This window comes from Streptomyces sp. NPDC055239 (genome assembly GCF_053606205.1).
On sequence record NZ_JBSGRD010000004.1, the window covers coordinates 564,756 to 583,418 of the forward strand.

The 18,663-nt window shown below is 70.5% G+C and carries 16 protein-coding genes; 5 read left to right on the forward strand and 11 right to left on the reverse strand.

Annotation, left to right across the window (positions count from 1 at the left end; translation table 11 throughout):
* Window positions 1-8 precede the first annotated feature (8 nt).
* From ACWFRJ_RS18010 to ACWFRJ_RS18020, 3 genes are read left to right on the forward strand one after another with little or no spacing between them, the layout of a single operon-like run.
* Complete coding sequence (locus tag ACWFRJ_RS18010) at window positions 9-602, forward strand: DUF6529 family protein (RefSeq protein WP_453531037.1); 594 nt, start codon at window positions 9-11, stop codon at window positions 600-602.
* Window positions 599-1,072, forward strand: a complete 474-nt coding sequence (locus tag ACWFRJ_RS18015) for a QcrA and Rieske domain-containing protein (RefSeq protein ID WP_453531040.1) — start codon at window positions 599-601, stop codon at window positions 1,070-1,072. Before ACWFRJ_RS18010 ends, ACWFRJ_RS18015 begins: the two co-directional genes overlap by 4 nt.
* A 22-nt stretch (window positions 1,073-1,094) precedes the next feature.
* Entirely contained in the window at window positions 1,095-1,823 is a 729-nt protein-coding gene (locus tag ACWFRJ_RS18020) for a nucleotidyltransferase domain-containing protein (protein WP_453531043.1), read from the forward strand.
* On the opposite strand, the gene ACWFRJ_RS18025 is transcribed toward ACWFRJ_RS18020, so the two are convergent.
* The 11 genes from ACWFRJ_RS18025 to ACWFRJ_RS18075 form a co-directional block, all read right to left on the reverse strand.
* The gene (locus tag ACWFRJ_RS18025; RefSeq protein ID WP_453531046.1) at window positions 1,796-2,797 is read right to left on the reverse strand and encodes an ADP-ribosylglycohydrolase family protein; all 1,002 of its coding nucleotides are present in this window, start codon (window positions 2,795-2,797) and stop codon (window positions 1,796-1,798) included. The two genes, ACWFRJ_RS18020 and ACWFRJ_RS18025, sit on opposite strands and share 28 nt — an antisense overlap.
* Window positions 2,794-3,531 carry an NUDIX hydrolase gene (locus tag ACWFRJ_RS18030; protein WP_453531049.1) on the reverse strand — a complete coding sequence of 246 codons (738 nt, stop codon included), beginning with the start codon at window positions 3,529-3,531 and terminating at the stop codon, window positions 2,794-2,796. Before ACWFRJ_RS18030 ends, ACWFRJ_RS18025 begins: the two co-directional genes overlap by 4 nt.
* A gap of 133 nt (window positions 3,532-3,664) precedes the next feature.
* Complete coding sequence (locus ACWFRJ_RS18035) at window positions 3,665-4,909, reverse strand: pseudouridine synthase (RefSeq protein WP_453531052.1); 1,245 nt, start codon at window positions 4,907-4,909, stop codon at window positions 3,665-3,667.
* A 10-nt stretch (window positions 4,910-4,919) separates the two neighbouring features.
* Window positions 4,920-5,576: an SMC-Scp complex subunit ScpB gene (gene scpB, locus ACWFRJ_RS18040; RefSeq protein WP_453531055.1), complete on the reverse strand. Its 657-nt coding sequence runs from the start codon at window positions 5,574-5,576 to the stop codon at window positions 4,920-4,922.
* Window positions 5,573-6,565 carry a segregation and condensation protein A gene (locus ACWFRJ_RS18045; protein ID WP_453531058.1) on the reverse strand — a complete coding sequence of 331 codons (993 nt, stop codon included), beginning with the start codon at window positions 6,563-6,565 and terminating at the stop codon, window positions 5,573-5,575. Before ACWFRJ_RS18045 ends, scpB begins: the two co-directional genes overlap by 4 nt.
* 17 nt (window positions 6,566-6,582) lie before the next feature.
* Complete coding sequence (locus ACWFRJ_RS18050) at window positions 6,583-7,179, reverse strand: hypothetical protein (protein ID WP_453531061.1); 597 nt, start codon at window positions 7,177-7,179, stop codon at window positions 6,583-6,585.
* Entirely contained in the window at window positions 7,164-8,348 is a 1,185-nt protein-coding gene (locus tag ACWFRJ_RS18055; protein WP_453531064.1) for a ParA family protein, read from the reverse strand. Before ACWFRJ_RS18055 ends, ACWFRJ_RS18050 begins: the two co-directional genes overlap by 16 nt.
* A 324-nt stretch (window positions 8,349-8,672) precedes the next feature.
* Window positions 8,673-9,788 carry an alanine dehydrogenase gene (gene ald / locus ACWFRJ_RS18060; RefSeq protein ID WP_453531200.1) on the reverse strand — a complete coding sequence of 372 codons (1,116 nt, stop codon included), beginning with the start codon at window positions 9,786-9,788 and terminating at the stop codon, window positions 8,673-8,675.
* 144 nt (window positions 9,789-9,932) lie between these two features.
* Window positions 9,933-12,032 (reverse strand): tetratricopeptide repeat protein, encoded by a 2,100-nt coding sequence (locus tag ACWFRJ_RS18065; RefSeq protein WP_453531066.1) that lies wholly within the window; start codon window positions 12,030-12,032, stop codon window positions 9,933-9,935.
* A gap of 188 nt (window positions 12,033-12,220) precedes the next feature.
* Entirely contained in the window at window positions 12,221-12,847 is a 627-nt protein-coding gene (locus tag ACWFRJ_RS18070) for an NUDIX domain-containing protein (protein ID WP_453531069.1), read from the reverse strand.
* An 86-nt stretch (window positions 12,848-12,933) separates the two neighbouring features.
* Complete coding sequence (locus ACWFRJ_RS18075; RefSeq protein WP_453531072.1) at window positions 12,934-14,583, reverse strand: CTP synthase; 1,650 nt, start codon at window positions 14,581-14,583, stop codon at window positions 12,934-12,936.
* A gap of 412 nt (window positions 14,584-14,995) precedes the next feature.
* On the opposite strand from ACWFRJ_RS18075, the gene ACWFRJ_RS18080 reads away from it, so the two are divergent.
* Window positions 14,996-16,807: a glycoside hydrolase family 15 protein gene (locus ACWFRJ_RS18080; protein ID WP_453531075.1), complete on the forward strand. Its 1,812-nt coding sequence runs from the start codon at window positions 14,996-14,998 to the stop codon at window positions 16,805-16,807.
* A 192-nt stretch (window positions 16,808-16,999) separates the two neighbouring features.
* Complete coding sequence (locus ACWFRJ_RS18085; protein WP_453531079.1) at window positions 17,000-18,643, forward strand: PucR family transcriptional regulator; 1,644 nt, start codon at window positions 17,000-17,002, stop codon at window positions 18,641-18,643.
* Window positions 18,644-18,663: the final 20 nt, after the last annotated feature.

Sequence of the window (18,663 nt, forward strand, 5' to 3'; positions counted from 1 at the left end):
GAGCCGCCATGAGCGTCGATCCGAACGCCGCAACGCAGGGCGGTTTCGGCCCGCCCCCCGCGTCGGGCGACCACCGCCGCCCGAGCGCCGCCCGCTATCTCGTCCCCGCCCTGGTCGCCGCGGCGGTCGCGGTCGGCCTCGGTGTGTACGGCAAGGCGCACGACCCCGAGGGCACGGCCTTCAACCTCGCCGGGTTCAGCAGCACGAGCGCGGTCAAGGCCTGGCTCGGCACGACGGCGTTCGCCTTCGCCCTCGTCCAGGTCGTGTCGGCGTTCATGGTGTACGGGCGCCTTCCGGGACCGTCCTGGTCAGCCGCGCTGCACCGTTGGTCGGGCCGGATCGCGTTCCTGGTCGCGGTCCCCGTGGCGGTCCACTGCCTCTACGCCCTTGGCTACCAGACGTACTCGACCCGGGTGATGTGGCACTCGCTGCTCGGCTGCTTCTTCTTCGGGGCGTTCAGCGCCAAGATGCTGCTGCTCCGCTCGGAGAAGCTGCCCGGCTGGCTGCTTCCGGTGATCGGCGGCCTGGTCTTCGCGGTCCTCACGGTGGTCTGGCTGACGTCGGCGCTGTGGTTCTTCCGTACGTTCGGAGTGACGACATGAACACCCCACATCCCACACGGCGCGCTGTCATCGCCGCGGGCGGAGCGGTCGCGCTGACCGCCGGATGCAGCAAGTACGGGGACGAGGGCGCGAAGCAGCCCAAGTCGCAGCCGCCGTCAGCGGCACCGCCCTCGGCGTCGAAATCCGGCGGGAAGAACGGGAAGAAGAACCCGCCGCCCAAGGCCGAGGAGCTGGCGAAGACGTCCGACATCCCGGTCGGCGGCGGCAAGATCTTCAAGGACAAGAAGGTCGTCGTGACCCAGCCGGCGAAGGGCGACTTCAAGGCCTTCTCCGCGATCTGCACCCACGAGGGCTGCACGGTCAGCCAGGTGGCGAACGGCACGATCAACTGCCCCTGCCACGGCAGCAAGTACCGCGTGGCGGACGCCTCGGTGGTCGCAGGCCCCGCGCCACGCCCACTGCCCCCGGAGAACATCACGGTCACCGGAAATTCGATCACCCTCGGCTAGTACATGGCCGTACGCTCCCCCCATGCGCAGCCGCAAGGACCCGGACACCGATCTCGTACGCGACCACACCGTCTACGCCTGCGTGATGGGCTCGCGCGCCTTCGGTCTTGCCACGGACGACAGCGACACCGACCGCAGGGGCGTCTTCCTGGCCCCCACACCGCTCTTCTGGCGCTTCGACAAGCCGCCCACGCACGTGGAGGGACCGGCGGAGGAACAGTTCAGCTGGGAGGTGGAGCGCTTCTGCGAGCTGGCCCTGCGCGCCAACCCGAACATCCTGGAGTGCCTGCACTCGCCCCTCGTGGAGCATGTGACGGACACCGGCCGCGAACTCCTCTCCCTGCGGGACGCGTTCCTCTCCCGCCAGGCACACCTCACGTTCGCCGGGTACGCCCGCGGCCAGCACAAGAAGCTCGAGGACGACGTACGCCTGCACGGCGCACCACGCTGGAAGCACGCGATGCACCTCCTGCGCCTCCTGACGAGCTGCCGCGACCTGCTGCGCACCGGCAGCCTGACGCTCGACGTCGGCGACCAGCGCGAGCCGCTGCTCGCGGTCAAGCGCGGCGAAGTGCCCTGGTCCGAGATCGAGTCCTGGATGCGGCGGCTCGCCGAGGAGGCGGACGTGGCGGCCACGCGCAGCCCGCTTCCGGCCGAGCCGGACCGGGAGCGGGTGGCGGACTTCCTGTTCCGCGTGCGGCGGGGATCAGCCCTGGCATCGGCTCAGGAATCCCAGAGCGCCCCGAGCTGAAGCAGCTCCTCCCGGTACTCGATCCGCTCGGCCCACTCGGCGGGCCAGGCGTCCGCACCCAAGTGGGCACCCGCGAACGCGCCTGCCAGGCAGGCGATCGAGTCGGAGTCGCCCGAGGTACAGGCTGCCCGTCGCAGGGCGGTCACGGGCTCGTCCACGAACTGCAGGAAGCACAGCAGCCCCGTGGCGAGCGCCTCTTCGGCGATCCAGCCCTCGCCCGTGGCCAGACAGGGGTCAGTCTCCGGGTTGGCGTGCTTCAGCGCGGCCTCCAGGCGTTCGAGGACGGCCAGACACTCGTCCCAGCCGCGGGCCATGAACGCCCCCGGCGTCAGATCGTCGCCGCGCGTCCACAGCTCGCCGAGCCAGTTCGCGCGGTACGTCTCGCGGTTCTCGTACGCGTAGGAGCGCAGCAGTCCGACGAGGCCCGTCGGCTCGGCGCCCTCCGCGAGGAGTCGCACGGCGTGCGCCGTGAGGTCCGACGCGGCGAGCGCCGTCGGGTGACCGTGGGTGAGTGCGGACTGCAGCTGAGCCGCACCCGACCGCTGCTCATCGCTCAGGCCTGGCACGAGCCCGACGGGCGCGACGCGCATGTTGGCGCCGCAGCCCTTGGAGTGCACCTGGCTTGCCTCCTCCCAGGGCTTGCCGGTCTTGAGGAGGTAGCAGGCCTTCAGGCAGGTGTTGCCGGGCGCGCGGTTGTTCTCCGGCGACTGGTACCACTCCACGAACTCCTCGCGCACCGGCCGCTCAAGGCGCTTCGGCCCGAGCAGCCCTCGCCCCATGGCGGTACGCAGGCCGCGGCCGAGCGCCAGCGTCATCTGCGTGTCGTCCGTGACGATCGCGGGCCTTGGCAGCTCCATCTCCCGCCAGGGCCCGCACTTGGCGAGGATCGACGGCACGTCGTTGAACTCGGTCGGGAAGCCGAGCGCGTCCCCGAGGGCGAGGCCGATCAGGGATCCGGTGGCGGCGCGCTTCATGAGGGCTGTCCTTCCGAGGGGAGCGTCGAGAGGGGTGCGGGGCGGAGCAGGGGCGGGTGCAGGGCGGTGGCCGGGCCCGCCCGGTAGAGGGCGGCCGGTTTGCCCCGGCCGCCCGTCAGGCGCGCGGCGCCGGGAATCGCCTCGACGAAGCCGGTCGTGCCGAGCACCTTGCGCCGGAAGTTGGCCGGGTCGAGCTCGGCGGCCCACACGCTCTCGTAGACCTGCCGCAGCTCGCCGAGCGTGAACTCGGGCGGGCAGAAGGCCGTGGCAAGGCCGGTGTACTCGAACTTGGCGCAGACGCGGTCGTGGGCGTCGGCGAGGATCCGGTCGTGGTCGAAGGCGAGCGGCCCCTGGGTGCCGTACGGCAGCCACTCCGCGCGGGCGGCGTCGCTGCCGGCGCGGACCGCGGGGGGATCGGGGACGAGCGCGGCGAAGGCGACGGAGACGACGCGCATCCGCGGGTCGCGGTCCGGCTCGCTGTAGGTGCGCAGCTGCTCCAGGTGGAGCCCGGCGCTGTCCTTGAGGCCGGTCTCCTCGGCGAGCTCGCGCCCCGCCGCGGTCTCGGCCGACTCGTCCGGCAGCACGAATCCGCCGGGCAGCGCCCAGTGTCCCGCGTACGGATCCTGGCCGCGTTCGACGAGCAGCACGTGCAGGCGGCCCGCGCGGACGGTGAACACGGCGAGGTCGACGGTGACGGCGAACGGCTCGAAGGCGTGCTTGTCGTAGCCCTGCATGACCCCTCCCCCCTTTATGGTCAGTACGACTCTAAAGGTGGAGGGGTCTGCACCGCAACACACAGAACAAAAGGCGGCCGGCCCCCGCGTTCGCAGGGACCGGCCGCCTTCACTGACCTCGGAGCGGACTCGCCTAGAGGTCGACTTCCTGCATCAGCATGCCGACCTCGGTGTTGGACAGCCTGCGCAGCCACCCCGACTTCTGGTCGCCGAGCGCGATCGGCCCGAAGGACGTCCGCACCAGCCTGTCGACCGGGAAACCGGCCTCCGCGAGCATGCGGCGCACGATGTGCTTGCGACCCTCGTGCAGGGTCACCTCGACCAGGTAGTTCTTGCCGGTCTGCTCGACGACACGGAAGTGGTCCGCGCGGGCGTACCCGTCCTCGAGCTGGATCCCGTCCTTGAGCTGCTTGCCCAGGTCGCGCGGGATCGGGCCGACGATGTGCGCGAGGTAGACCTTCTTCACGCCGTACTTCGGGTGCGTGAGGCGGTGCGCGAGCTCACCGTGGTTGGTGAGCAGGATGACGCCCTCGGTCTCGGTGTCGAGCCGCCCGACGTGGAACAGCCGCGCCTCGCGGTTGTTCGTGTAGTCCCCGAGGCACTGCCGCCCCTCGGTGTCCTCCATGGTGGAGACGACACCGGCGGGCTTATTCAGCGCGAAGAACTGGTACGACTGGGTGGCGACCGTCAGGCCGTCGACCTTGATCTCGTCCCGCTCCGGCTGGACCCGCAGGCCCTGCTCCATCACGATCTCGCCGTTGACCTCGACGCGGGCCTGCTCGACGAGCTCCTCGCAGGCACGGCGCGAGCCGTAGCCCGCGCGGGCCAGGATCTTCTGCAGCCGCTCGCCCTCCTGCTCGGCGCCCGGGAAGGTCTTGGGCGGGCTGACCTTCGGCTTGCCCGCGTACCGCTCGCGGTTGCGCTCTTCCTGCCGCGCGTCGTACTCACGGGACGTCGCGGGAGCTCCCGCGCCGCGCCGCGTGCCCCTGTCCGAGCCCTGGGGCGCCCTGGGGCCGCCCTTGGCGCCGCCGCGCGCCGCCGCGCCACGGCCCTTCTTGGAGGCGTCGCCGCCTACGTCGTAGCGGCGCTCCTCGGGGCGGGGCTTGCTCTCGCGCTTCGGCGTCTGGTCGTCGCGCGCGCCACCGGCGCCGCGGCCCTGCCTGTCGGGGCTGTTACCGGAACCCCGGTAATCGCGGCCGCCACCGCCACCGCTGCCGCCACGACCACCGGCACCACCACGGCCACCGGCGCCACCACGGCCTCCGCCGCTGCTGCTGCCGCTGCCGCGACCACCACCGCTGCTGCCACGGCTGCCGCTGTTGCCACCACGGCTCCCGCCGTTGTTTCCGCTGCTGTTCCTGCCGTTGCTGCTTCGCATCAAATTTCCGTTAGTCGGCTGTGTCCTGGGTGTACTCGTCACCCGGTGCATCGGGTGCGTCCGGGTCGAACGACAAAGCGCCTTCCAGCGTCTCGGCCTCGATCGCCTCCGCCTCGGGGAGGAAGGGCGCGAGCTCCGGGAGCTCGTCCAGGCCACGCAGGCCCATCCGCTCCAGAAAGTAGTTCGTCGTCCTGTACAGGATCGCACTTGTTTCGGGTTCCGCGCCCGCCTCCTCCACCAGGCCCCTCTGGAGAAGCGTCCGCATCACGCCGTCACAGTTCACTCCGCGCACCGCGGAGACCCGGGAACGGCTGACCGGCTGGCGGTACGCGACGACCGCGAGGGTCTCCAGGGCCGCCTGGGTGAGGCGCGCCTGCTGCCCGTCGAGCACGAAGCGCTCGACGGCGGCTGAGTACTCGGGCCGCGTGTAGAACCGCCAGCCGCCCGCGACGAGCCGCAGCTCGAAGCCCCTGCGCTGCGCGGTGTACTCGTCGGCGAGCTCCCGCACCGCGTCGGCGATCTGCCGCCGGGGCCTGTCGAGGATCTTGGCGAGGTGCTCCTCGGTGGCCGGTTCGTCGACGACCATGAGTACGGCTTCCAGGGCGGGCCGCAGCTCCAGATCGGCGACGGCGCCCGCCAGGTCCCCCGCGGGACTCTCCACACTCATGTGACCGTCTCCTCACTCTTCTCACCCGGCGGATCGGGTGCGCGGTCGAACTCGTCCGTCACCGTCGGCTCCCCGTCGCCGTCCCCGCCGGTCCACCGCACCATCAGCTCGCCCAGGGCGCTCTCCTGGTCCAGCTCCACGACCTTCTCGCGGTACAGCTCCAGGAGCGCGAGGAAGCGGGCGACGACGGTGAGGGTGTCCCCCGCGTCCTCGACGAGCACCTGGAAGCTGACCTCGCCCCGCTCCCGGAGCCGGGCCACGACCACCCCGGCCTGCTCCTGCACGGAGACGAGCGGGGCATGGATGTGGTCGATGTACACCTGGGGCTTGGCCCGGGGCTGCATCGCCTTCACGGCGAGCGCGGCGAATCCGGCGGCGCCGATGCTGATGACGACTTCGGGCAGCAGTTCGGCGTGGTGGGCCTCCAGGCCCACGGTCCGCGGATAGCGCCGCGCCTCGTCGTCGAGCCGACCGCTGAAGATGTCGGCGATGCGTTTGTACGCGCGGTACTGCAGCAGCCGCGCGAAGAGAAGGTCCCGGGCTTCCAGCAGCGCGAGATCCCCCTCGTCCTCGACCTCGGCGGAGGGCAGGAGCCGGGCCGCCTTGAGGTCGAGCAGGGTGGCGGCGACCACGAGGAACTCGGTGGTCTGATCCAGGTCCCAGTCGGGTCCCATGGCGCGGATGTGCGCCATGAACTCGTCGGTCACCGTCGAAAGGGCGACTTCGGTGACGTCCATCTTGTGCTTCGAGATGAGCTGAAGCAGCAGATCGAAGGGGCCTTCGAAGTTGGCGAGACGGACCTTGAACCGCCCGTCGTCCGGCTCGGGCGGCGTCTCGGGCTCGGAATCGGAGGCCGCCTCCAGCTCGGACTCGGGCTCCGGCTCAGGAACCGGCTCCGGCTCCGGCGCGGGAGCAGCGGGCTCCGCGCCGGGGCCACGCCCCAGCGCACGCCGACGGGCGGCCGGTGCGGAATCGTCGTTCAAGGGCATCGCCTGGAACGCTACCGCTACCGCCCGCGCAACCGTCGTACGAGAATGCTCGCGTCTCCGCGGGACTCCAGATCCGCGAGAACGACTGCCACCGCCTCGCGGACGATGCGCCCGCGGTCGACCGCGAGCCCGTGCTCGCCCCTCAGGACGAGACGCGCGTGCTCGAGGTCCATCAGCTCCTCGGCGGAGACGTACACGGTGATCTTCTCGTCGTGCCGCTCGCGCCCGCTGGGCCGCCGGTTGGCCGCTCGTGCGCGCCGCCGTGCCTGTGCCGTGGAGGAGGAGTTCGCGGACCGGCCGCCGCCCTGTGCGGCGGCGCCTTCCTGACCCTGGTCGGGACGGCGCCCGTCCTTCTCGGCATCGGCGGTGGCCGACCGGCTGCGGGACTCGCCCGACTCCGCGTCGGCGGAGCCGTGTTCGGCGGCGTCACCGCCGTCTCCCCCCGTGACAGTGCCGTGCGCGTCGACGGCAGCGGCCTCGTCGCTCTCCCCCGCGGGCGGGGGCACCCGCGGCTCGCCGTTCGTCTGGCGGCGCGGGGAGGACGACTGCAGCGCCATCCCCCCGGTCGTACGGAACAGTTCGTCGGCCCCCGGCAGACTCACTCGGCGTGACACCGGGCGAGCACCTCCCTGGCGAGCTGGCGATAAGCGGCCGCGCCGACCGAGTTCGATGCGTACGTCGTGATCGGCTCACCGGCGACCGTGGTCTCCGGGAAGCGGACCGTGCGTCCGATCACTGTGTGGTAGACGTGATCGTCGAAGGCCTCGACCACCCGCGCGAGCACCTCACGGCTGTGCACCGTGCGGGAGTCGTACATGGTGGCGAGGATGCCGTCGAGCTCCAGGTCGGGGTTGAGCCGCTCCTGGACCTTCTCGATCGTCTCCGTCAGCAGGGCCACACCGCGCAGCGCGAAGAACTCGCACTCGAGCGGCACTATCACCTTGTGAGCCGCCGTCAGGGCGTTCACGGTGAGCAGGCCGAGCGAGGGCTGACAGTCGATCACGATGTAGTCGTAGTCCTGCATCAGCGGCTTCAACGCCCGCTGCAGCGTGGACTCGCGCGCGACCTCGCTCACCAGCTGCACTTCCGCGGCCGACAAGTCGATGTTGCTGGGCAGCAGGTCCATGTTCGGGACCGCCGTCTTCAGCAGCACCTCGTCCGCGGACATGCCCCGCTCCATGAGCAGGTTGTAGACCGTCAGGTCCAGCTCCATCGGGTTCACCCCGAGGCCCACCGAGAGCGCGCCCTGCGGGTCGAAGTCGACGAGCAGGACCCGGCGTCCGTACTCCGCGAGCGCGGCACCCAGGTTGATGGTCGACGTCGTCTTGCCCACGCCGCCCTTCTGGTTGCACATCGCGATGATCTTCGCGGGACCGTGGTCGGTCAACGGGCCCGGGATCGGGAAGTACGGCAGCGGGCGCCCCGTGGGACCGACGCGCTCACGGCGCTGACGGGCCGCGTCCGGGGCCAGCGTGGCCGCGTACTCGGGATCGGGCTCGTACTCGGCGTCAGGGTCGTAGAAGTGCCCCTTGGGCAGTTCCTCGTAGTCGGCGAGTTGGGTGTGGGTGGTGTTCTCGCCACTCCGGTCGCCGGCCATGGCGTTCACGTGATGGCCATCCATGCTCTGGGGTGCAGACGATGTCGGTTGCGTCGGCTGCGGTTTCTGGCGGGCTTCGAAGGTGCGGACAGCGACGGAGCCGACGGCCTCGAGTCCCACGGGTCCTTGGCCCCGCTCGGAGATTCCTGGTTGACCACCCCCGGGAGCAAATGTCGACTCATTCACAAGTCGTCTTACCTCCTTGGTGACCAGGAAATTTCTCGATAGGTCAGCGTGGCACTATGCCGACGGTTGGCGACTCTATGGCGTGTCACCGGTCCGCAGCAACACAATCCGCCGGACCCGGCCCGATGTGTCGGCAATCGAACGCCCCCATGTCAAGGGCGCACGGCACGTCGTCACCACAATTCCGGGGTGGGCGAATCGGTTAAAGGGTTACGTTCAAGGCGAGTTGACCATGTCCATGGACATACGCGTACGGCCGGACCCCTCTCAAGGTCCGGCCGTTGGCGTGAGATTGACGACTCTCGTTGACGAAAGCGGTCAGATTCAGCCGAGGAGCGTCTCGAGCTCGACGTGCTCGAGGCCGTGCGACTCGGCGACCTCCTTGTAAACGACCTTGCCGTCATGGGTGTTGAGGCCCAGGGCGAGCGCCCTGTCACGGCGCAGCGCCTCGGTCCAGCCGCGGTTCGCCAGCTCGACGATGTACGGCATGGTCGCGTTGGTCAGCGCGTACGTCGAGGTGTTGGGCACCGCGCCGGGCATGTTGGCGACGCAGTAGAACACCGAGTTGTGGACCGGGAAGGTCGGCTCGGCGTGCGTCGTCGGGTGCGAGTCCTCGAAGCAGCCGCCCTGATCGATCGCGATGTCGACAAGGACACTTCCGGGCTTCATTCGCGACACGAGCTCGTTGGTGACCAGCTTCGGAGCCTTGGCACCCGGGATGAGGACGGCGCCGATGACGAGGTCGGCCTCGACGCACGCCTTCTCGAGCTCGAAGGCGTTGGAGACGACGGTCTGGATCTTCGTGCCGAAGATCTTGTCCGCCTCCTTGAGCTTGTTGATGTCCTTGTCGAGCAGGGTCACGTGGAAGCCCATGCCGATGGCGATCTGCGCGGCGTTCCAGCCGGAGACGCCACCGCCGATGACGACGGCCCGGCCGGCCGCGACACCCGGGACGCCGCCGGGAAGGACACCGCGGCCGCCGTTGGCGGCCATCAGGTGGTAGGCGCCGACCTGCGGGGCGAGACGGCCCGCGACCTCGGACATCGGGGCGAGCAGCGGGAGCGCGCGGTTGGCGGTCTCGACGGTCTCGTACGCGATGGCGGTGGTGCCGGACTCCAGGAGCGCGTCCGTGCACTCCCTGGAGGCGGCCAGGTGCAGGTAGGTGAAGAGGGTCTGGTCCTTGCGGAGGCGGTGGTACTCCTCCGCGACCGGCTCCTTGACCTTCAGGAGGAGGTCGGCGGTGGCCCAGACCTCGTCGGCGGTCTCCAGGATGCGGGCGCCCGCGGAGACGTACTCCGCGTCCGTGATCGAGGAGCCGACACCGGCGTTCTGCTCGATGACGACCTGGTGGCCGTGGCGCACGAGCTCGTGCACACCGGCGGGGGTGATGGCCACCCGGAACTCGTTGTTCTTGACCTCGCGGGGGATACCGACCTTCACGTCGATCACGGTCCTCTTGGCTCAGGGATTTTTCGGGCAATACGTTACATACCGATACACAAGAGGGCGCATCGGAGACACCACGGATGTCCGCGGCGGAGCCAGTCTAATGAAGGATTTCTCGCTGTCTAGCCTTTCAATGCATCAATCTTCTGCGGAAGCGCTACGGATTTCGCAGGCGGAGGCCGTTGCTCCATCTTTCGATGCAAGCCCCGTGACCTCCTTGAGCTCCGTTCCGAGCATGCGTTCGGCGGCACTGCGGTGCAGCCGGGCGGCCGCCGGGTCGCCGAGCCGGTCCAGGGTGTCGGCGAGCCTGAGCTGCAGCGCCGCCTGGAGACGTACGTCGTCGGCCCGCCGCGCCCACTCGACGGCTTCCTGGCAGGTGCGCAGCGACTCCTCGGGCCGTCCCGCGTACTCCTGCACCCGCGCCAGCTCGCTCAACGCCCTTGCCTGGCCCGCCACATCCCCGGTCTTACGGTGTCCGGTGACGGCCGAGCTCCAGTTGCGAAGGGCCTCGCCGTACCGGCCCGCGTACGTGTGCACCGCTCCGATCCGGCCGTAGAGGCGTGCGGCGTCGGTGCGCTCGTCACGCGCGAGCCGATGGGCCAGGGCGCGCCCGAACCAGTCCGACGCCCGCGGCCAGTCCCCCAGCTCCTGGTAGGCACTGCCTACGGATTCCATCGCGCGGCCGGTCGCGTACGGATCATTTGCCTGCCGTCCGGCATCCAGTGCCAGGCGGTAGCGCACCAGCGCCCCCTGCGTCCGCCCCGTCCTCGCGTCCAGATCCGCGAGGTTCAGGAGGGCCGCCGCCTTCTCGCGGGGCAGCTTCCTGCGCTCGGCCACGTCGAGGACAAGCTGGTGGATGCCGTACAGCTCGGGGGCCGCGTCCTCCGTGCCGCGATGGGCGACCAGGGCCCGCGTCAGGGCAGCCATCAGGCGTCGCGCGAGGGTGTCGAGCTCTCCGTCGGCGACCGCGAGGCGGGCCGCGGCGAGCAGGGCGGGCTGCCGGATGCGCAGCCACTCGGACGCCGCACCGGGGTTGGGGAAGCGCAGGGCGCGCGGCATGCCGGCGAGCTTCTTGCGGGCCGCCGAGCCGTCCGGTTCCGTGATCGCCCGGCAGGACTGGAGCAGCCGCACGGTCCGCTCCAGCATCCTGGCCCGGGCCAGCTGGATCTCCGCGGGCCTGTCCTGGCGCTCGGTGCACGCGCGGAGCAGCGGCACCAGGCAGGCGGGCAGCTCGTACTGCGGCAGCGGCGACTGGACGGCCCTGACGAGGCCGAGCTTCACGAAGTCGTCCAGGGTCGTGCGGGCGGCGGAGACCGAGCAGCCCGCGAGCGCGGAGGCGGTGTGCGGGTCTACGTGGCCCGCGGGGGCCAGGGAGAGGAATCGCAGTATCCGCGCGGCCGCTCCCGGCAGGGACGCGTACGAGAGCTGGAACATCCGGGAGAGGGCGCCGGGCGCCGACTCGTCCTCGGGCCTGTCGTGCACCTGCTTGGCCAGGTCGGCGACGGCCGCCTTGGGCCGCCCGGAGAGCCAGCCACCGGCAAGGACGAGCGCGGCGGGGTGTGCGCCGCACGCCTCGACCAGGCTCTCCGCGGACCGCGGGTCCACGGTGATGCGCACCGGGCCCGCCGCACGGGAGAGAAGTTCGACGGCAGCGGCGCTGTCCAGGCCGCCCAGCGTGCACGGCCGCACGTCCGGGATCCCGGTGAGCGGGCCGTCGGACACGGCGACGGCCAGGCATTCGGGCACGTCCGGGATCAGCGGGTCGACCTGCTCGGCGTCGGCGGCGCCGTCGAGGAGCAGCAGCGCCCTGCGTCCCGTCAGGGCGTTCCGGAGTACTTCGGTGAGCTCGTCCTCGTCGGCCCCCGGGGGCGCAGGGACGTCGAGGGCGTTCAGGAGTTCCCTGGCGGTGCGTTCCGTGGGCACGCGCGTGCCGTCGGGTTCGGTGAGGTGGGTGCGGAGCACCCCGTCGGGGTAGCTGTCGGCGAGCCGCCGCGCGAGTTCCTCGGCGAGCGCGGTGCGGCCCGAGCCGGGGCGGCCGGCGATGAGGAGCACGCGTGCGCGTGGCGCCTTGCGGCCCGAGATGGTGTCGAGCCCCGCGCGGTCGATGTCGGCGCGGAGCTCTTTCAACTCTCTGCGCCTGCCGACGAATTGACCGCCCTCGGAAGTCTGGTCCGAAGCGGGCCGCGGCACCGCGCCGCCCGCTGCCGATCCGTCCGTGTCGACCGCCTGATCCGTCACGGGCCATGCTCCGTCCGCCTGCGCGCGAACCCGCCGGGACTCCGGTCGGGACGCTTCCAGAGCCTAGTTCAGGCCCTGGTCACTCCCCCGACGAGCGGCGCGCACAAGTCCCCCGATCGGATCAGTAGATCGTCACACCGGAGAACCCGGATGGCCCTGCTGGCCTCCAAAGGCCTCCAACGGCCCCCTCAGGCCTCGAAGGGGCGCGCGGGCCAGGGCGCGTCGGCCGGGCGCAGCGCGTCGACTCCGTCGCCGCTCAGCACGGCGGTCAGCGAAAGGGCGCCCACGACGAGGCAGTTGTTGTGCAGCTCACCGGCGAGCACACCGCGTACGAGCTCTTCGAGCGGTACGCGCGCCAGCTCCATGTCGGACTCCTCCTCGGAGACCTCGAAGCGCTCGCCGTCGGCCTCGGAGAGATCGCGGGCGAGGAAGATGCGCACGGCCTCGTCGCAGCCGCCGGGGGTGGTGTAGACGTCGGTCAGGACGCGCCAGTCCTCGGCCTTGACGTGCGCCTCTTCGTAGAGCTCGCGCTGGGCGGCGTGCAGGGGGTTCTCGCCGGGGATGTCGAGAAGACCGGCCGGGATCTCCCAGAGCTTCTGGCGGACGGGGTGGCGGTACTGGCGCAGGACCAGGACGCGGCCCGCGTCGTCAAGGGCGAGCACGGCGACAGAGCCGGGGTGCACCTGGTAGTCACGGTGGACCACGGTGCCGTCGGGCATCACCACGTCGTCGGTGCGCACGGAGGTCTTGTTCCCCACGAAGGGCGTCTGGACCGCCGTGACCTGCCACTCCTCGGCGGTGTCCTTGATCGTCATGTCGCCCTGTCCTCCCACACGTGCAAACAGAAACCGGGGCACGCGCCTCGTAAGGCCCGTACCCCGGCAACCGTATCGCTCTTGCGTTACTTGCTCGTCTTGCGCTCCACCGCGGCCTTCACCAGGCCCGCGAAGAGCGGGTGCGGGCGGGTCGGGCGCGAGCGCAGCTCCGGGTGCGCCTGGGTGGCGACCAGGTAGGGGTGGACCTCGCGGGGGTACTCGACGTACTCGACGAGCTTGCCGTCCGGGGAGGTGCCGGAGAAGAGGATGCCGGCCTTCTTCTCGAGCTCGGCGCGGTAGGAGTTGTTCACCTCGTAGCGGTGACGGTGGCGCTCCTCGACGTACTCCTTGCCGTCGTACACCTCACGGGCGATGGAGCCGTCGGCGAGCTTCGCGGGGTACATGCCCAGGCGCATCGTTCCTCCCATGTCGCCCTCGCCCGCGACGATGTCCAGCTGCTCCGCCATGGTCGAGATGACCGGGTGGGCGGTCGCGGCGTCGAACTCCGTGGAGTTGGCGTCGGGGATGTCCGCGAGGTTGCGGGCCGCCTCGACGACGATGCACTGCAGGCCGAGGCAGATGCCGAGCAGCGGCACCTTGTTCTCGCGGGCGTACTGGATGGCGCTGACCTTGCCGTTGACGCCGCGCTCGCCGAAGCCGCCGGGAATCAGGATCGCGTCGACGTCACCGAGTTGCTTGGCGGCGCCCGCCGGGGTCTTGCAGTCGTCGGACGTGACCCACTTGACCTTGACGCGGGCGCGGTTGGCGAAGCCGCCCGCCCGCAGCGCCTCGGTCACCGAGAGGTAGGCGTCGGGCAGGTCGATGTACTTGCCGACCAGCGCGATGGAGACCTCGTGGTCCGGGTTGTGCACCCGGTCCAGGAGGTCCTCCCACTGGGTCCAGTTCACGTCACGGAACGGGAGGTCCAGCTTGCGGACCACGTAGGCGTCGAGGCCCTCGGTGTGCAGGACCTTCGGGATGTCGTAGATCGACGGCGCGTCCTTGCAGGCCACGACCGCGTCCTCGTCGACGTCGCACATCAGCGAGATCTTGCGCTTGATGGCGGTCGGCACGTCGCGGTCGGCGCGCAGCACGATGGCGTCCGGCTGGATACCGATGTTGCGCAGGGCCGCGACCGAGTGCTGGGTCGGCTTGGTCTTCAGCTCACCGGACGGGCCGATGTAGGGAAGCAGCGAGATGTGCACGACGAAGACGTTGTCGCGGCCGACCTCGTGGCGGACCTGACGGACGGTCTCCAGGAACGGCAGGGACTCGATGTCGCCGACCGTGCCGCCGACCTCCGTGATGACCACGTCGACGTCGTCGGTGGCCATGCGGCGGATGCGGTGCTTGATCTCGTTCGTGATGTGCGGGATGACCTGGACGGTGTCGCCGAGGTACTCGCCGCGCCGCTCCTTGGCGATGACCTGCGAGTAGACCTGGCCGGTGGTGACGTTGGCCGTGCCGTCGAGGTCGACGTCCAGGAAGCGCTCGTAGTGGCCGATGTCCAGGTCGGTCTCGGCGCCGTCGTTCGTGACGAACACCTCTCCGTGCTGGAAGGGGTTCATCGTGCCGGGGTCGACGTTGAGGTAGGGGTCCAGCTTCTGCATGGTGACCCTCAGGCCCCTGGCCTTGAGCAGCGCGCCGAGGCTGGAAGCCGTCAGTCCCTTACCGAGGGAGGAGGCGACACCCCCGGTGACGAAGATGTGCTTGGTCGTCGTGGCTTTGGGCTGCATGGCCAAGAGGGGGCTCCCGTGGTCGCGGTCTGGAGGGTGCGTACCGGCGTCCGTCCAAAGAGTCTGGAGGAGGTGCCGTCGCTGCGGTTCGGGGGTTCTATGACCACCGGCTCACGGGCTACCAGGGTATCAGCGACGAAGGGAGGCTGCTTCCGGCCACGCTCGATCACTCACGTCACAACTCCCTCACCTGGTGCTCACCCGTTCAGCGCAGCCTCGTTGCCGGGAGCGGCGCGCAGATCACCGGTGTGCGTCGTATCCTGCTCGGACACTCACTGCCGAGCCGGACCGATCAACGGCAACCACCCCCCGCCCGTTCCGCGGAACAAGAGGCTCGCGCAGTTCGTTTTACAGCGAACCCTTGACCGTAGAGCGAGCGCCCCGAGAGGGCGACGTGGCCGTTTGACTGGAGATGCACGTGGCCGGGCGCATCGAGGATTACGCACTCATCGGAGACATGCAGACCGCTGCCCTGGTCTGCCGGGACGGCACAGTCGACTGGCTGTGCCTGCCCCGCTTCGACTCACACGCCGTCTTCGCCGGATTGCTCGGCACGGATGAGCACGGATTCTGGCGTCTCGGGCCTGCTCACAGCCCCGACGCGCCACCGCCGACAGCCGCGCGGCGCACATATCGCGGCGATTCACTGATTTTGGAATCCGAGTGGGACACCCCGCGCGGCACGGTCCGCGTGACCGATTTCATGCCGCCGCGCGACACGGACGCCCCGCAGCTCGTGCGGATCGTCGAGGGCGTCAGCGGCCGGGTGCCGATGCGCTCCACCCTGCGGATGCGCTTCAGTTACGGCCGTGTGGTGCCCTGGGTGCACAAGGTCGACGGGCGCACGGTGGCTGTCGCTGGGCCCGACTCGGTGTGGCTCGACACGTCGGCCGAGACCTTCGGCAAGGACCTGACGACGTACTCGGACTTCACGGTCGCGCCCGGTGAGCGGATCGCGTTCACCATCTCGTGGCAGCCCTCGCACAAGGAGCCGCCCGCGCTGCCCGAGCCCGAGAACGCCCTCGTGGCGACGCAGGACTTCTGGCGCGAGTGGGTCGATCACTGCACGTACCACGGCCCGTACCGCGAGTCCGTGGTCCGCTCGCTGATCACGCTGAAGGCCCTGACGTACGCCCCGACGGGCGGCATCGTCGCGGCGCCCACGACGTCACTGCCCGAGGACATCGGCGGCTCCCGCAACTGGGACTACCGCTACACCTGGCTGCGCGACGCCGCCATCACGCTCTCCTCGCTCCTGCGCACCGGATACCGCGAGGAGGCCCGCGCCTGGCGCGAGTGGCTCCTGCGGGCGGTGGCGGGCGATCCCGAGAACCTGCAGATCATGTACGGCATCGCGGGCGAGCGTGAACTCGGCGAGGCGGAGCTCGACTGGCTTCCCGGATACGAGGGCTCGACGCCGGTCCGGGCCGGCAACGGCGCGGCCCACCAGCTCCAGCTCGATGTGTACGGCGAGGTCACCGAGGCCCTGCACCTGGCGCACATGACGGGCCTCGCCCGCAGCGACTACGCCTCACTGCTCCAGCTCAAGCTGATCCGCTACCTGGAGTCGAACTGGGACCAGCCGGACGAGGGCATCTGGGAGGTGCGAGGACCGCGCCGCCACTTCGTGCACTCCAAGGTGATGTGCTGGGTCGCCGTCGACCGCACGATCAAGCTCATCGAGTCCGGCGACGCGGACGGCCCCCTGGAGAAGTGGCGCGAGCTGCGCGACGACATCCACAGGGACGTCTGCGAGAAGGGCTACGACAAGGAGCGGAACACGTTCACGCAGTCGTACGGCTCCAAGGAGCTGGACGCCTCGCTCCTTCTCATCCCGCAGATGGGCTTCCTGCCGCCCGACGACAAGCGCGTCATCGGCACGATCGAGGCGATCCAGCGGGAGCTCTCGACGCCGGACGGCTTCATCCTGCGCTATCCGACGACCGGCGACGACGCGGGCGTGGACGGGCTCGAGGGTGACGAAGGTGCCTTCCTCGCCTGTTCGTTCTGGATGGCGGACGACCTGGCGATGATCGGCCGGGTCGACGAGGCCCGCAAGCTCTTCGAGAAGCTGCTCGCGCTCCGCAACGACCTCGGGCTGCTCGCCGAGGAGTGGGACCCGCGCCTGCAGCGCCAGGTCGGCAACTTCCCGCAGGCGTTCAGCCATGTGCCGCTGATCGACACGGCACTGAGGTTGACGGCCAGCGGGGCGTACGGCGGCTAGCCGGGCCCCCTGGATCCAATCGGATCGGATCGGACGGCGACGGGTTGCCCGTCGCCGTCCGTTTTCATGTTCGGGTTTCATGTTCAGGTTTCATGTCCGGGGCGACGGGTTGTCGGGATATGGGCGGAACAGATCACTCCTGTAACCGGTCGGAGATGTTCCCGGGGCGTATGCGCAGGTAGCGTCCGCCCCATGGAAAGTCAGGGCACGCAGGGCACTCAGGGCGGGATCACCGTGCAGCGGGCCCTGGAACTTCCGGGTCTTCGCGGCGGGCTCCCGGAAGTGGTCGCGGGCGCGGAACGGCTGCAGCGCACGGTGCGGTGGGTACACGCGGGCGAGGTGCCGAACATCGCCTCGCTCCTCAAGGGCGGCGAGCTGCTCCTGACCACGGGCCTTGGCCTCGGCGCACGCCCCGCCGAACAGCGCGTCTTCGTGCGCAAGCTCGCCGAGCGCGGCATCGCGGCCCTGGTCGTCGAGCTGGGCCCGCGCTTCACACGGCTTCCCGCGGCGATAGTGGAGACGGCGCGCGCGGCGGGCCTTCCGCTGGTGCAGCTGCACCGCGAGGTGCCCTTCGTGACGGTCACGGAGGAGGTCCACACCGAGATCGTCAACGGCCACTACGCGCTGCTCCAGCGCGCCGAGGAGGTCCACCGGCGCTGCACCCAGGCGCTGCTCGGCGGGGGCGGCGTACCCCAGGTCCTGAACGTTCTCGCGGACTTCAGCGGCAACCCGGTGTTCCTGGAGACGGCGGACGGGCAGCTTCTCTACGCCGCCGGTGCGGGCACCGAGTGCGCCGATCCCCTCCAGGTGTGGGAGGGCCTTCGGGGGCGGACCATCAACAAGGACGAGCCGCCCGCGGGCGCACTGCTCGTCGACGTGCCGGGCGGCGGGCCCGGGGCGGGCTCGGTGCGCGCCAGGCTCGTACTGCTCGCCGTGGAGTCCGCACTGCTTCCGGTGCACCGGATCGCGGCGGAGCGGGCCGCGGGCTCGCTCGCGGTGGTCCTGATGCAGGCCCGGCAGGAGGAGGAGCTCGCCGCGCGCGGCCGGGGCGACTTCCTGACCGATCTGGCGGAGGGGCGGATCCTGGCCGACGACGCGCCCGCCCAGGCGCGGGTGCTCGGCTTCAAGCCCGGCGAGAGCCCGCTGCTCCCGGTCGTGATGAGACTCGCGGACGGCCTTCCGCCCGGCGGCGGCTGGGCCGTGCTCGCGCGGGCGGTGGCGGAGGAGCTCGCGGCGGTGGGGGTGCCTGTGCTGCTCGGCGTACGGCCGGTCGAGGGGCGCGTCCCGCTGCTGCTCGGACTGCGTTCCGAATCCGAACGCGCCGCGGTGGCCGACCGGGTCGCCACCGCGCTGCGGGCAGGGGTCGAACGGGCGGGGATGCAGCGGGCCGGGGCGCTGCCGCCGGTCGTGGTGGTGGGGGTCGCGGGCGGCTGGGCGGCGGCTTCGGCGGGGCTGCGGCACGCCGCGGAGACGGCGACGGCCGCGCAGGGCCTCTCCGACCGCCCCTGGTACGACGCGCGGCGCCTGGACATCGACCTGCTCCTTTGGCGCCTGCACAACTACGACGACTCGGCGCTCGCGGCGTTCGTGGACCGTGCGATCGGCCCCCTTCGCATCCATGACCGGCGCTCGAAGCCGCCGCTCCTTCCCACCCTGCAGACGTATCTGGCCCACGCGGGACGCAAGGCGGAGACGGCGCGCGAACTGCACCTGAACCGTCAGACGCTCTACAACCGCCTCGCCAGAATCAGTGAACTCCTCGGTACCGACCTGGACGACCCGCAGACGGTGCTCGCGCTGAGCCTGGCGCTGCGGGCGCGGAGGCACGTGGCGTAGGGGCCTCAGGGCTGCATGGG